The sequence below is a fragment of the Pseudomonas sp. NFACC02 genome, assembly GCF_900110765.1.
In the GTDB taxonomy this organism is placed as follows: domain Bacteria; phylum Pseudomonadota; class Gammaproteobacteria; order Pseudomonadales; family Pseudomonadaceae; genus Aquipseudomonas.
The window spans coordinates 128,098-141,943 of the sequence record NZ_FOEO01000006.1; the positions used below are offsets into that span (position 1 = coordinate 128,098).

12 protein-coding genes are annotated in these 13,846 nt (G+C 60.7%); 3 read left to right on the plus strand and 9 right to left on the minus strand.

Annotation, left to right across the window (positions count from 1 at the left end; all coding sequences use genetic code 11):
* Positions 1-290 precede the first annotated feature (290 nt).
* The 7 genes from BMY73_RS07975 to puuE all read right to left on the minus strand — a co-directional run bounded on the left by BMY73_RS07975 (position 291) and on the right by puuE (position 6,411).
* On the minus strand, positions 291-1,646 hold the full coding sequence (locus tag BMY73_RS07975) for a nucleobase:cation symporter-2 family protein (protein WP_092406252.1): 1,356 nt from the start codon (positions 1,644-1,646) through the stop codon (positions 291-293).
* 221 nt (positions 1,647-1,867) lie between these two features.
* Positions 1,868-3,175, minus strand: a complete 1,308-nt coding sequence (locus tag BMY73_RS07980; protein WP_092406254.1) for a urate hydroxylase PuuD — start codon at positions 3,173-3,175, stop codon at positions 1,868-1,870.
* A gap of 48 nt (positions 3,176-3,223) precedes the next feature.
* Positions 3,224-3,727: an ureidoglycolate lyase gene (locus BMY73_RS07985; RefSeq protein WP_062385902.1), complete on the minus strand. Its 504-nt coding sequence runs from the start codon at positions 3,725-3,727 to the stop codon at positions 3,224-3,226.
* Positions 3,715-3,912, minus strand: a complete 198-nt coding sequence (locus BMY73_RS27885; protein ID WP_139214154.1) for a hypothetical protein — start codon at positions 3,910-3,912, stop codon at positions 3,715-3,717. Before BMY73_RS27885 ends, BMY73_RS07985 begins: the two co-directional genes overlap by 13 nt.
* Positions 3,913-3,935: 23 nt before the next feature.
* Positions 3,936-4,931, minus strand: coding sequence for an allantoicase (gene alc, locus BMY73_RS07990; protein ID WP_092406256.1), 996 nt, complete (start codon positions 4,929-4,931; stop codon positions 3,936-3,938).
* A gap of 41 nt (positions 4,932-4,972) precedes the next feature.
* Entirely contained in the window at positions 4,973-5,488 is a 516-nt protein-coding gene (uraD, locus tag BMY73_RS07995; RefSeq protein ID WP_092406258.1) for a 2-oxo-4-hydroxy-4-carboxy-5-ureidoimidazoline decarboxylase, read from the minus strand.
* The gene (puuE, locus tag BMY73_RS08000) at positions 5,485-6,411 is read right to left on the minus strand and encodes an allantoinase PuuE (protein ID WP_092406260.1); all 927 of its coding nucleotides are present in this window, start codon (positions 6,409-6,411) and stop codon (positions 5,485-5,487) included. Before puuE ends, uraD begins: the two co-directional genes overlap by 4 nt.
* 382 nt (positions 6,412-6,793) lie before the next feature.
* Between puuE and uraH the strand changes: the two genes are divergently transcribed.
* Both uraH and BMY73_RS08010 read left to right on the plus strand, forming a co-directional pair.
* A complete protein-coding gene (gene uraH / locus BMY73_RS08005) occupies positions 6,794-7,147 on the plus strand; it encodes a hydroxyisourate hydrolase (protein ID WP_092406262.1) in 354 nt (117 codons plus the stop codon).
* 173 nt (positions 7,148-7,320) lie between these two features.
* Entirely contained in the window at positions 7,321-10,491 is a 3,171-nt protein-coding gene (locus tag BMY73_RS08010) for a dermonecrotic toxin domain-containing protein (protein WP_092406264.1), read from the plus strand.
* Positions 10,492-10,553: 62 nt separating this feature from the next.
* On the opposite strand, the gene BMY73_RS08015 is transcribed toward BMY73_RS08010, so the two are convergent.
* Positions 10,554-11,180: a LysE family translocator gene (locus BMY73_RS08015; RefSeq protein ID WP_092406266.1), complete on the minus strand. Its 627-nt coding sequence runs from the start codon at positions 11,178-11,180 to the stop codon at positions 10,554-10,556.
* 171 nt (positions 11,181-11,351) lie between these two features.
* A complete protein-coding gene (locus tag BMY73_RS08020) occupies positions 11,352-12,713 on the minus strand; it encodes an NCS2 family permease (protein WP_092406268.1) in 1,362 nt (453 codons plus the stop codon).
* A 343-nt stretch (positions 12,714-13,056) separates the two neighbouring features.
* Between BMY73_RS08020 and BMY73_RS08025 the strand changes: the two genes are divergently transcribed.
* Complete coding sequence (locus BMY73_RS08025; RefSeq protein ID WP_092406270.1) at positions 13,057-13,821, plus strand: GntR family transcriptional regulator; 765 nt, start codon at positions 13,057-13,059, stop codon at positions 13,819-13,821.
* Positions 13,822-13,846 lie beyond the last annotated feature (25 nt).

The following is a 13,846-nucleotide window of genomic DNA, read 5'->3' on the forward strand; positions in this document are numbered from 1 at the left end:
TGCTGATTAAGTTGTCTGTTTGGTCAGCTTCTTGTTGATAGCAAGAGCTGAGCCAACACCCTGAAAAAAGACAAAAAAGTCTTGTCGGCTGTTTGGAAAACAGTCGATTTACGGGTTTCTTCGTGCCTTTGCGAGTGTGCGGAGACGGGTCGGGAATCTGTCTGACCAGTCAAGTTAGCGTCAGCGGTCGTTCCGGGCTGATTTCGAGCGGCGGCGGAGGATACTGACTCGCACAGCTGTCCTCAAGTGCTCTGCGACAGAGCACCCGAGTCGAAAACAGGGCAGTGAATCTAGTGAGAGTGCGCCGGCCCGGCCATGGCCGCGCGTTCGGCACCGCCCAGCACGTTGAACAGCAGGTTCAACAGCACGGCGCTCAATGTGGCCATGGCGATGCCACTGTGAGTGATCGGTCCCATCCAGTGGGGCAACTGGCTGAAAAACTCGGGCCGCACCACCGGAATCAGGCCCATGCCGATACTCACCGCGACCAGCAACTGATTGCGTCGATCCGAAATATCGGCTTCCTGAAGAATCTTGATGCCCGTCGCTGCCACCATGCCGAACATGGCGATGGCCGCGCCGCCCAGGACCGCCGGCGGAATCGACGCCACCAGATAGGCCGCCTTGGGCAGCAGGCTGAGGAGAATCAGAAACCCGCCGGCGACGATGGTCACCGAACGGCACCGCACGCCGGTCATCTGCACCAGACCGATGTTCTGGGCAAAGGAGGAGTGGGTAAAGGTATTGAGAAAACCGGCGAGGAACGAGGCTGCTGCATCGCAGAGCAAACCGCGACGCAGCATGCCGGGCGTGACTTCACGGTCGGTAATCTTGCCCAGCGCCAGAAACATGCCGGTGGACTCGACGAAAATGATCACTACCACCAGGCACATCGAGAGGATCGGTGCGAGACTGAACTGCGGCATGCCGAAATGCAGCGGCGTGACCACTTTGACCCAGTCGGCCTGGGCCAGACCGCTGAGGTCGACCATGCCGATGAAGCCAGAAATGACGTAGCCCAGGCCCATTCCGATCAGCACCGAAATGTTGACCCAGAAACCGCGCATGAAGCGGTTGATCAGCAGGATGGTCAGCAGCACCAGCGCAGCGACGGCGAGGTACAGCGGGTCGCCGAAGCTGACCGCCTTGTTGCCGCCGCCTGCCCAGTTCACCGCCACCGGAAACAGCGACAGCCCGATCGAGGTGATGACGGTGCCGGTGACCAGCGGTGGAAAGAAGCGGACGATTTTCGACATGAACGGCGCGATCAGCATGCCGAAGAACCCGGCGGCGATGGTCGCGCCGAAAATGCCCGGCAAGCCCACGCCCGGCATCCCCGCCATGGCGACCATGCTGCCGACCGCGGCAAAGCTGGCGCCCATCATGATCGGCATGCGAATGCCCAAGGGGCCGATGCCCAGCGACTGCACCACAGTGGCGATGCCGGCGACGAGCAAGTCGGCGTTGATCAAAAAGGCGATTTCTTCACGGGAGAGACCAGCGGCCTGACCGATGATCAGCGGCACCGCAACGGCACCCCCGTACATCAACAGGACGTGTTGCAGGCCCACCAGAATCAGTTGCATCAGTGGCAGGGGCTGTCGTGGTGGCGCAGCAGGGATGCGCGCGTGAGTTGACTCGGACATGCAACACCTCATTTGTTCTTATTTTTTGAGTACGCCCGTTGCGGCTGGGCGGTGGAACGTGTGAATCAGAAGCGGTCGTGACGCGGTCTACTGTGGGAGCCGGCTTGCTGGCGAATGCTGTCTATCAGGCACATGTGCGTCGACTGACACACCGCTTTCGCCAGCAAGCCGGCTCCCACAGGCATTGAGTCCATCAGGGGCATCGGCGACACCCCTTCGAATCAGTTCGTCTGCGCCCCCTTATCGATCCATTGCCCCAGCAGATCACGTTCCTGTTGGGTCATCTGGGTGATGTTGCCCAGCGGCATGATCTGCGCGGTCACGGCCTGGGCCTGAATGCGCGGCGCCAGTTGCTGGATCTGTTGCGGGGTGTCGAACATGATCCCGGCCGGTGCGCTGCTGAACAGCGGGCTGGTCGGTTTGGCCGAATGGCAAACCGCGCAGCGTTCCTGAATCACGCTGTGCACTTTCTCGAAGTCAACGGCGCCGCTGTTGCTGGCCTGAGCAGGCGCAGCCGCCGGGGTGGCAGGTGCAGGCGCCACTTCCGGTTTGGGCTCATCGGCACGGTGACCGCCAATCGCCGTGCCGGGCAGCGGCTGGTACTCGATTTTGGCGACTTCCGGACCCCGCGGCATTGGCGCAGGACCGGTCACATAGGCCAGGCAGATCATGCCCAGCGCGCCAACCGGCAAGGCCCAGGCGAACTTATGGCTGTTGTGACGGGTGTTGAAGTAATGACGCACCAGCACCGCACACACCGCGATCCCCGCCAGGATCAGCCAGTTGTACTGACTGCCGTAAGTGCTCGGGAAGTGGTTGCTGATCATGATGAACAGCACCGGCAGGGTGAAGTAGTTGTTGTGACGCGAACGCAGCAGGCCTTTGGCGGGCAGCGTCGGATCCGGCGTGCGGTTTTCGGCAATCGCCGCGACCAGCGCGCGCTGCGCCGGCATGATGATGCGGAACACGTTGCCGACCATGATCGTGCCGATGATCGCACCGGTGTGCAGGTAAGCACCACGGCCGCTGAACACCTGACTGAAGCCGTAGCAGGCGCCGATGACCAGCACGAACAGCACCAGACCCAGCAGGCCGGGTCGCTTGCCCAGGGGCGAGTCGCACAACAGGTCATAGATGAACCAACTGGCGATCAAGGCGCCGACGCCGATGGCGATGCCTTCGCCGCCGCTCAGCGTGCTGCCGGGGGCCAGCAGGTAAAGGGTGGGGTTGGAGTAAAACACGATGCACAGCAGCACAATGCCCGACATCCAGGTCCAGTAGGCTTCCCATTTGAACCAGTGCAGGTTGTCCGGCATGGTCGGCGGAGCCAGCTTGTATTTTTCCAGGTGGTAGATACCGCCACCGTGGATCGCCCACAGATCGCCCGAGAGCCCTTCGCGCGGGTTGGCGCGGTTGAGGTTGTTCTCCAGCCAGACGAAGTAAAAGGACGCGCCGATCCAGGCGATCCCGACGATCATGTGAATCCAGCGCACGCCCAGATTCAGCCATTCCATCAGATGTGCAGCCACAGTCTTTACCGTTAGTCTTCCGCCACTTAACGAGCGGTCAGACCCTCATTATTTTTGGGGATCGAGAATCATCTTCTGACTCTCTTCGAAGAAATGCTCATCGCAGTTATTGCCACTGCCACTGCGATCAACCACCAGGAAGTCATCCCGCTTTTCGATCGTCAGCACCGGGTGGTGCCAGACGCCGCGATGGTAATTAACACCCTGCCTGCCATTGGTGATGAAGGCGCGGGTCAACTCTGGTTCAGGTACATCGCCAAATGGCGCGACCACGACCAGAAAAGGGTTGCCGAGCAGCGGAATGAAAGCCTGGCTGCCCAGCGGATGGCGCTCCAGCATGCTGACGGTCAACGGCATGTCCAGCGCGTCGGCGCGGAATATGCTGATGATCGCTTTGTCGTCCGGCGTGGCCGTGTCCACGGTCGCCAGACGATGAAAGCGCATGGTCGAGCCGTTGTTGATCATGAAATGATCGCTGCCATCGGTTTCGATGACGTCACCGAAAGGGGCGAAGGCTTCTTTGGTCAACGGCTCGATAATCAGTGTGCGCATGCGGGTTCTTCTTTCTCGAAATTCGTAAATGAAAACACAGCAATTTTTGTCTTTACACGATCTTCTGTAGGAGCGCGGCTTGTCCCGCGATCGGCGACGCAGTCGTCGTAAATCCGAGAAATGCGGTTGTCTGATACACCGAATTTGCCGGTATCACTGCCGCTTCGCGACAGATCGCGGGACAAGCCACGCTCCTACAGACTCAGCATTACTTCGCGACCTTGCCCAACACCCGCAACCGGCTCACGCCACCGTCCGGGAACACGTTCAGGCGGATGTGAGTGATCGGGCCCAGGTTTTTGATCTGCTCGACGAAGGTGTGCTCGGCGTGCATTTCCAGCTTCTGGCTCGGCAACAGTTCGCGCCAGAACAGGCTCTGGGTTTCGATCTGGCTGTCGGTGCCGCCTTTGACGTACGCGCCCTGAATCGAGCAACTGTCCGGGTAGTTGCCTTTGAAGTGCAAGGTGTCGACAACGATCTGCTCGACTTCACCGGCGTGACCCAGGGCCACGATCACCCAGTCGTTGCCAGGGGTACGACGACGGGCGGTTTCCCAGCCGTCGCCCATGTTCACGCCACGGCCCGGGTTGAGGATGTTGCTCATGCGGCCGAAGTGCTCGTCGGAGCAGGCCAGTGCGCGACCGCCATTGAGCGCGGCGGCCAGATCGACCTGTTCGTTGTCGCCCACCGCGGACCAGTCGCGGTGCGGCACGCCGTAGACGCGCAGACGCGCCACGCCGCCGTCCGGGTAGATGTTGAAACGCAGGTGGCTGTACGCCTGGGTGTCGCTGATTTCGTGGTAGTGATGGCTGTCGCCTTTGAGCTCCACGGCTGCCAGCACTTCCGTCCACTCGGTGCTTTCGTCTGGCTCGCCCGAGGCCAGGAAGCAGGCTTCCAGCGAGGCCGAGGGCGGGTAGTTTCCGGTGAAGTAGGAGGTGTCGATGTCCACGCCCTTGATCGAACCGGCCACGCCCAAGCGAATCACGGCGCTGTCATAGCCTTCGAAGCGTTTGCGGCGCGATTCCCATCCATCCATCCACTTGCCGTTGTCATCGAACACGCCTTCTTTCCAGACCGCTGGCGTCGGCTGGAACAGGCGGTTGGCATCGGCGAACCAGTCGTCAGTGACGGAAATGATTTTGGTGCCCAGACGGGCGTCGGCCAGATTGACGTATTTCTCGAAGGGTACGGCGTAAGCTTTCATTCTTGTCTGCCTTTGGTAAGGGACGTGGAGAGGGGCATGGCTCAAAGGGTTTGCAAGCGGAACATCGCGATCTTGTTGATCTCGGCCAGCGCGCAGGCGAACTCGACATCGGTCGAGTTATGAATGCGTGTCTCGAATGCTGCGAGGATCTGGTGCCGGTTGCTGCCTTTTACCGCCATGATGAAGGGGAACGCGAACTTGGTCTTGTAGGCGTCGTTCAGTTCGGTGAAGCGTGCAAACTCTTCAGCCGTGCACTGGTGGATACCGGCGCCAGCCTGTTCATTCGTGCTGGCTTCGGTCAACTGGCCTTGCACGTCGGCTTTGCCGGCCAGATCCGGGTGAGCGTTGATCAGCGCCAGTTGCGTGGCGTGGTCGGCGCTCAACAGGATATCGCTCATACGGGCGTGTAGCGTCTCGATGTCGTCCAGATCGCTGCCTTGTCCCAGGTCGTAGGCCTTTTCGGCGACCCAGGGCGAGTGCTCGTAGATGCCGGCGAAGGCGTTGACGAAGTCTTCGCGACTCAGGGAAGAGGGCGTCAACGTCTGGAAACGGCTCATTGTGCGTCTCCTTTGAACGGGTGGACGTCATGCCAATGGCGAGCGATGTCGACGCGACGGGCGAACCACACTTGCTCATGGCCTTTGACGTATTCAAGGAAACGTTGCAGCGAAGCGAGGCGGGCAGGGCGACCGATCAGGCGGCAGTGCAGGCCGATCGAAAGCATCTTCGGCGCTTCGGCGCCCTCGGCGTACAGCACGTCGAACGCGTCCTTCAGGTACTCGAAAAAGTCATCGCCCTTGTTGAAACCTTGCACCTGGGTGAAGCGCATGTCGTTGGTGTCCAGCGTGTAGGGAATCACCAGGTGCGGCTTGCCGGTGGGATTGTTCGGTTCCCAGTAGGGGAGGTCATCGTCGTAGGTGTCGCAGTCGTAAAGAAAACCGCCTTCTTCCATCACCAGACGACGGGTGTTGGGACCAGTGCGACCGGTGTACCAGCCCAGCGGCCGCTCGCCGGTGAGTTCAGTGAGGATGCGGATCGCTTCGAGCATGTGCTCGCGTTCCTGCTCCTCGTCCATGTTCTGATAATCGATCCAGCGGTAACCGTGGCTGCAGATCTCGTGACCTGCCTCAACCATCGCGCGGATGACGTCCGGGTGACGCTGCGCGGCCATGGCCACGGCAAAGATCGTCAGGGGGATGTCGAATTGCCTGAACAGCTTGAGAATACGCCATACACCCGCACGGCTGCCGTATTCGTACAGCGATTCCATGCTCATGTTGCGCTGGCCTTGCAGCGGTTGCGCCGCGACCATTTCGGACAGGAACGCTTCGGATTCCGGGTCGCCGTGCAGGATGTTGCGCTCGCCGCCCTCCTCGTAGTTGAGTACGAATGACAGCGCGATCCGGGCATTGCTTGGCCACTGTGGGTGGGGCGGGTTACGGCCGTAACCGATCAGGTCGCGTGGATAGTCGGCGCTCACTGCAATCTTCCTTATCTACGTGTTGTCTGTGGCAGGGCCTTCGCTGAATCACCGGGCCGCCGCTGCGATGGATAGATTGTATACAACTTTATTTCTGATTTGTAAGCCTGTTTTTTTGCTTTTTAGCCGCCATACGTCCGTGCAAGAAACTTGCCTGAGTGGTCAGGATCTGTGGAAAAACACTAATACTTTCCGCGATCCCCGCGAATTCGGGGTTGCCACGCACTGAGCAGCCACGGCAACAGAAAAGCTGATTTTTATTGTGTACAACTTTTTGGAAAAGTGTCTTAATCCGTCATCGCTTGTATCCGAACCTCGCGATGACGGCACCAAGTGGGTGCAACTCATCGACTTCCAACCCTCACTGAGGCACTGACACGCCATGGGAAGACTGACCACACACGTGCTGGACGCCGCGCACGGCTGCCCCGGCAGCGCCATCCGGATTGCCCTGTATCGGGTCGACGGCGAGCGCCTGGAGAAAATCGCCGAGGCGCTGACCAACAGCGACGGTCGCTGTGACGCGCCGTTGCTGCAGGGCGACGATTACCGCTCCGGCGTCTACCAACTGCACTTCAGCGCGGGCGACTACTACCGCGCCAAGGGCGTCAAACTGGGGGAGCAGGCGTTTCTGGATGAGGTGGTGCTGCGCTTCGGCATCGACGCCAATCAGGACCACTACCATGTGCCTCTGTTGATTTCGCCTTACAGCTACTCGACCTATCGCGGCAGCTAGCCCACGCATTCCACGCGCTTCATCTGCTTTGCCCCTGTTCCTCTTGCCCGCCCACACTGCGGGCTTTTTTCATTTTGAAACAGGTGGCGCAACGCTCAATACATATGTGTGGCAACGCCTCGCCCGGTCTATGGACACTCCAGCGCTCCGATTACGTGCTGGAGAATATGCGCATGAACACCCCACAACCGAGTCCCGACGAGCTGCTGGCGGACGGACCTCTGGACCTCGCCCTTCTGGAATTCACGGCGCCATTGCCGGAATGGCTGCGCACCGCCAATGCGCAGAAGCAGGAGGCGTACAGCGAAATGCTGACCGCTTATCACGCGGCGGCATCGCGCCTTGAGCAGCATCTGCAGGCGGTCCTGCCCTCGTTCGACGACTTCACGAGCGACCAATTGAACAGGCGAATCAAGACGGACCTGGGCATCGACGTCGATCCGCAACAGTTCGTTCTCGACGTGCCCGTCAGCGTGTCGCAAGCCTACGAAATCGATCCGCAGTTCGGCCGCGTCAAAAGCTACGCCGCCCCTTGGGTGCCAAGCGAGGCACGCGAGCAGTTCAGCCTCGGTGAGCTGGCGCGGCGCAACTTCCCGGTGGGTGATGAGCAAATGGCCCATCGGCTGTCGTTCGCCGAATCGGACCTCACCGAAACGCGCTACGTCGAGGCCGGTCTCACCGCCTCCTACTTGCATCGCGTCATCCCGCAACTGGACGTTGCCCAAGGTTATCGAAACCTGCTTCGTACGGTCTTTCACGTACCGACTCAGGCCTCGGAAGCGTTCACCGGGCTATCGGCGCACGCGCTACAGCGTCGCGCCGACTTGTTGCTGGAGCCCCACGAACTCAAGCTATTGCTGGAAGGTTTCTGCGCCGCGACCCGCCGACGTCTGACCGACGACGGTTATCGAATGCTGAGGCTGGCGGCCGTCGCCCGATCCCGGCGTGAAACCGACGCTGCCCGACTGGAAATGAACTGGGTCGTGTTCAAACCCGGTCATGCGGTCAGCGGCGAAGGCGGCGGTCACACCCTCGACGGCCTGTGTGCCGTTCGCGACCTGTCGAGCGGGCGCACGTTGATCTATCTGCCCGACGCACCGGGAGACCTCGTGTTCGTCGAAGGCGCCACGTCCGACGAGGCCAGGTCGCGCCTGATCCAGCAACTGATCAGCCATGACGAATGGGTCGCTTACCTGAGCGAGCGCACGCTGGACGCTGCCAACCGCGCCCGTCACGCCAGCTACATCAAGCAGGCGCTGATGCGTGGCTTCGAAGGTTTCATCCGTTTTGAGCCGGCACTCGACCTGCAAATGGCTGCACAGCAACTGAGCGTGCGCGCCGGCGCTGTTTATCGTATGACTGAAATCCTCGCGCGCAGTCAGTTCGACCTTGATCGGGAGGCCAGCAGAGCGCAGAACGCAGACTACCTGGGCTACTTTCGGGCTTTGCTGGGGTTGTTGCCCGGCATCGGTACCCTGATCAGCCTTCAGGGTGCCTGGGACGAAGGGCACGAGGCAGCCAAGGCTTTTCGTGCGGGGCGCCTGGACGACGGTCTGTTGGCGGCGGGCGGTGTCGCATTGGGGGTGGTGGACGTGGCGATGTCAATCATCCCGGGCGCCGCATCGATTCGCGTGCTCACCCGCTACGGTGCTCGCGCAGGTCGGCTCAAGCCGGTCGTATCGGGGGTGCGACGCTATGAGGTCCGGCCGTTCGAAGGGTACGAAGCGCACAGGACCCTTAGCGATGCGATTCCTCAGACCGGCCGTGACGCCGGGACCTTTCTGCAAGACGGACAGCTGTGGATTCAGCGCGAGGGCCAGACGTATGCGGTGTATCGCAGGGCTTCGGAAGAGACGCTGCGCTTGAAACGTTCATCCACGCACGGCTATGAGCCGCCGGTGCGGTTTGAAAATGGCGACTGGGTGTATCACACCGACGTGGGCCTCAAAGGCGGGGTCAAATCGTCCATCGCCGAGATCCTCATCGCCAAAGCGCATGCGGACCCAGCGTTTACTCATCGTCAGGCGCGCCAACTGCTCGACGGTTTTGAGTTTCCGCCCGACCGCCAGCGCCGTCTCGAACTGGACGTTGCCATCCACTATGAAACGCATCGGGAAGTGCCGACATGGGCTGAAACCTACCGTCGACCTGCGCCAGCCCCCGATACAGCGCCTGCGGCACCCGGCGGCGTCAAGCGCAAGGGCGGCCCGGTGACGGAGAGTGAGGCTAAACGCGTCGCGGGTATCCGTCCGGGAACCTCTGGCGCGGCCTTCGCGAGCCCCGACGCCTGGAAGCAGTGGGGACAACCCTTGGGGGTTGCCACAGGGATTGAGCGAACGGACGCGATCCCGCCGATATTCCGCCGCACCGGCCTGGCGGGTGACTTCATTCAGATGGACGGTCTGCGGTATGACGTTCTGCCAGGCGGTGGCTCACCGTCTACCTCGACGGTATTCCTCAAGGCACCCACCACGGTGGACCAAAGCCTGACAGGCCTTGACAAGGCGGTGAGAATAACCGGGGATCAACCGGTCATGGCCTCGTTTTTCAACGGCGCGTGGACCGTACACGGCCCGTTGTTCAAGCGCGCAATCCATGAGCTGATCGAGCAGGGCCGCCCCGGCCTGACCCCGGCCAGCTATAGGGTACTGGCAGAGAAGTTGTTCGAACTTGCTGATCAGGGCCAGACCGGTTGGACTGGCACCCGCTTGATCAACATGAAGGCGGCGCTGAATGCCTGGCAGAAGGGTGGTCAGGCACGGCTGCCCGCGCTGAATGACCCATTGTTGATGCTCGAAGGCGCGCGGATGGAATGGGTCAGAACCCCTAATCCCAGTCTGAACGTCGGCACCGGCCCTTCATTGCGGACCTTCAATCGCCTCGATTTTGTCGTCAACGAGGCGTCATTTGTCGAAAAGCTGATCGTCGCGGTGACCGAGGACGTGACAGGGCATGCCGGGAAGACGAGTTTGAGAGAACTGATGTCCGCCTTGGTCGCTAAAGCCGGGTACGTATTGATCGCGCCTGATGATGCGCTGCTGCAGCGCATGGGGCTTTTAATGTTTCAGCGTGAGGGGCTGGAGCCGGCGTACCTGATGAAATTGCGGCGCTTCCACGGTGCCAAGGTGACCCTCAAGGTTGCCTCCGCGGACAGTCCGGCCCCGATGTCTAACCGCTGGATGGATGAGTGGATGGCAGCCCATCCTGATGCACCCGTGGTCCTTCAGTTGAGGACGACGCGTGAACAAGGGCGTCTGGTGAAGTTGATGGGCGGGTTGAAAGTGACCAGCCAGACCGATGCAGGCACGCAGGTGTTCATGCAGCGACTGGCGGACGACTTCTGAGCTGACAGCGTCCTCCCTCGAGGCCGTCGCGCGTGAGCAGCAATGGCCTTGTTGATCGGGTGTCAGTGGCTGAGCAAGGCAGCGGTGCCCGCACCACCGAAAAGCCCGGCGCTGATACGGTTGAACCAACTCTGACCTTTGCCGGTGCGCAGATAGCGCGCCGCACCCCGGGCGCTCATGCCGTAAAACAACTTGCAGGCCAGGTCCAGCACGGTCCAGGTCGCGATCATGGTGATCAACTGACCAAGGAACGGCTGGTCCGCCTTGAGAAACTGCGGCAGGAACGCGGCAAAGAACAGGATGTCCTTGGGATTGCTGGCGCCCAGGACGAACGCACGCCAGAACAGCGAGGCGAAGCCAGGGTTGCTCACCGCGTCAGGCACTTGCGCTGCGGTGGCAGGCTGGCGCGATTGTTTCCAGCTCTGCCAGGCCAGATAAAACAGGTACAGGCCGCCGACGATTTTCAGTGCGCTGAACACCTGTTCGGACGCCATCAACAACGCACCAAGTCCAAGGGCCGAGGCGCTGAGCAGGCAGATCGAGGCGCAGACCCCGCCGAGAAACGCCGGGTACGACCGCAGCAGGCCGTAATTGAGGCTGTTGCCGATCATCAACAGCGACAGCGGGCCCGGGATCAGAATGACGACGAGCGCCGCGCCGCTGAACAGCAGCCAGGTTTCCAGGGTCATGCGGGTTTCTCCTCGTTGAACATCAGAAAAGCAAAAACGCCCTCCGGCGTTGATGTAGAACCCTTGCAGGAGCGCGCTTGCCCGCGATTGCGTTCTTTCAGTCACCAGATCCGTGGCTGAGATGACGCATCGCGGGCAAGCGCGCTCCTACAGTCGGGTATTCATACGGGCTTACAAAAACACAAACTTGGCGATGAAAATAGCGCACAGCGCCCAGAGGCTCACAGAGATTTCCCTGTGCCGACCGGTGCCGGCTTTCAGCACCACGTAGGTGATGAAGCCCAAGGCAATCCCGTCCGCGACCGAGAACGTCAGCGGCATCATGATCGCCGTCACGATGGCCGGGATCGTGTCGGTCGCTTCGTCCCACTCGATGTGCGCCATGCCGCCCATCATCAGCATCGCCACGTAAATCAGTGCGCCAGCGGTAGCGTAAGCAGGGATCATGCCGGCCAGCGGCGCGAAGAACATCGCGGCGACGAACAAGACGCCGACGGTGACGGCGGTCAATCCCGTACGACCACCGGCAGCCACACCCGAAGCACTTTCCACATAGCTGGTCACCGGTGGCACGCCGACCATGGCGCCGAAGACGCTCGACGCGCTGTCGGCCTTCAGGGCGCGCGACAGGTTCTCGATGCGGCCGTCGTCATTGACCAGGCCTGCGCGCTGGGCCACGCCCATCAATGTGCCTGCGGTGTCGAACATGTGGACGAAGAGGAAGGCCAGGACCACGCTGATCATGCTGACGTTGAACACGCCTGCGACATCCATCGCCATCCAGGTCGGTGCCAGGCTTGGCGGAGCCGAGAAGATGCCGTTGTAATGCACCAGTCCCAAACCCCAGCCCGCCAGGGTCACGGTGATGATGCTGATCAGGATCGCGCCGAATACGCGGTGATAGCTGAGCACGGCGATCATCAGAAAACAGATGGCGGCCAAGAGCGGACCGGGCTCGCGCAACGAACCGAGCTTGATCAGCGTCGCAGGGCTGTCGACCACGATGCCAGCGGTTTTCAGGCCGATCAGTCCGAGAAACAGCCCCACACCGGCGCCCATGGCGAAACGCAGGCTCACCGGGATGCTGTTGAGCAGCCATTCCCGAATGCGTGAGAGGGTCAGGATCATGAAGAGCACGCCGGAGATGAACACTGCGCCCAGCGCCGTTTGCCAGCTGTAGCCCATGGTGCCAACCACGGTGTAGGTGAAGAACGCGTTAAGGCCCATGCCGGGCGCCAGGCCGACCGGCCAGTTGGCATAGAGGCCCATCAACAGGCAACCCAGCGCGGCGGCAATACAGGTGGCCACGAAGGCGGCACCGTGATCGATACCGGCGTCGGCCATGATGTTCGGGTTCACGAAGATGATGTAAGCCATGGTGATGAAGGTCGTCAGGCCCGCCAGCAGCTCGGTTCTCACGGTCGTGCCATGCAGGCTCAGCTTGAAGAGGCGTTCAAGTAAACCTGTGCGTTTTGGTCTGAGGTCGAGTTGAGTGGCATCCAGCGGCGCGGCTTCGGGTTTGCGACTTTCCACAGTGAATTCCTCGGAACGTTTTTGTTGTTTTTTTCAGAGCCGGTAACTGCTCCCTGAGGCGAGTTGACCTTTCAGTGTGATTTGTTGACTGAAAGGTCAGAAACATGCACGGGCGAATTATGCTTTTGTATACAAAAATTGCAAATAATGTTTTTGATTTTGTTGTGAGAAATTTTCGGATTGTGTGCATAACGGTCGCGAAATCAGGAGCGTGTCCAGACGGTGCGCACTGTGTACAATGCGCCATTACTTTTACTGTGACGTTTGGGCGATATCTGCTATTGATTCGTCATTGCCGATCACGGTCACGGCCCCGCGCCGGATTCAGTTCTTACGAGTGCCCATGAACGATCAGTTGCAACCTCTCAAGAAACAACCGCATGCCGCCAAGGCTGGCCGCAGCGGTACTCAGGACGACATTGTCTACGCGCACATTTTCGAGGCCATCCTCGAACAGCGGCTGGCGCCTGGTACCAAGCTGAGTGAAGAAGCGCTGGGCGAAATCTTCGGCGTCAGCCGCACCATCATTCGTCGAGCCTTGTCGCGTCTGGCGCATGAAGGCGTGGTGTTGCTGCGTCCGAACCGTGGCGCAGTGGTCGCCAGCCCGAGCGTTGAAGAAGCGCGGCAGGTGTTCTTCGCTCGCCGCATGGTCGAGAAAGCGATCACTGAACTCGCCGTTGAGCACGCAACGGCCGAGCAGCTCACTGAGCTGCGCAAGATGGTCTGCGACGAGCGCGACAGTTTTTCCCGAGGCGACCGCGGTGCGGGGATTCGGTTGTCTGGCGAGTTTCACCTGAAACTGGCCGAGGCGGCCAGAAATGCACCGCTGATCAGCTTCCAGCGCAGTCTGGTGTCGCAGACATCGCTGATCATCGCCCAGTACGAAAGCGGCAACCGCTCGCACTGTTCCTACGATGAGCACACCCAGTTGATCGACGCCATCGAAGCCCGCGACGCGGCGCTGGCGGTGAACCTGATGATGCACCACATGGATCACATCGACAGCAAGCTCAATCTGGACGAGGAAAGCGCGTCGGACGACCTGCACGCGGTGTTCTCGCACCTGATGCTGCCGAAGAAAAAGCCGGGGCGCAGTACGGCGGTTTAAGCCGCGCTACTACAGTGGATCAGCT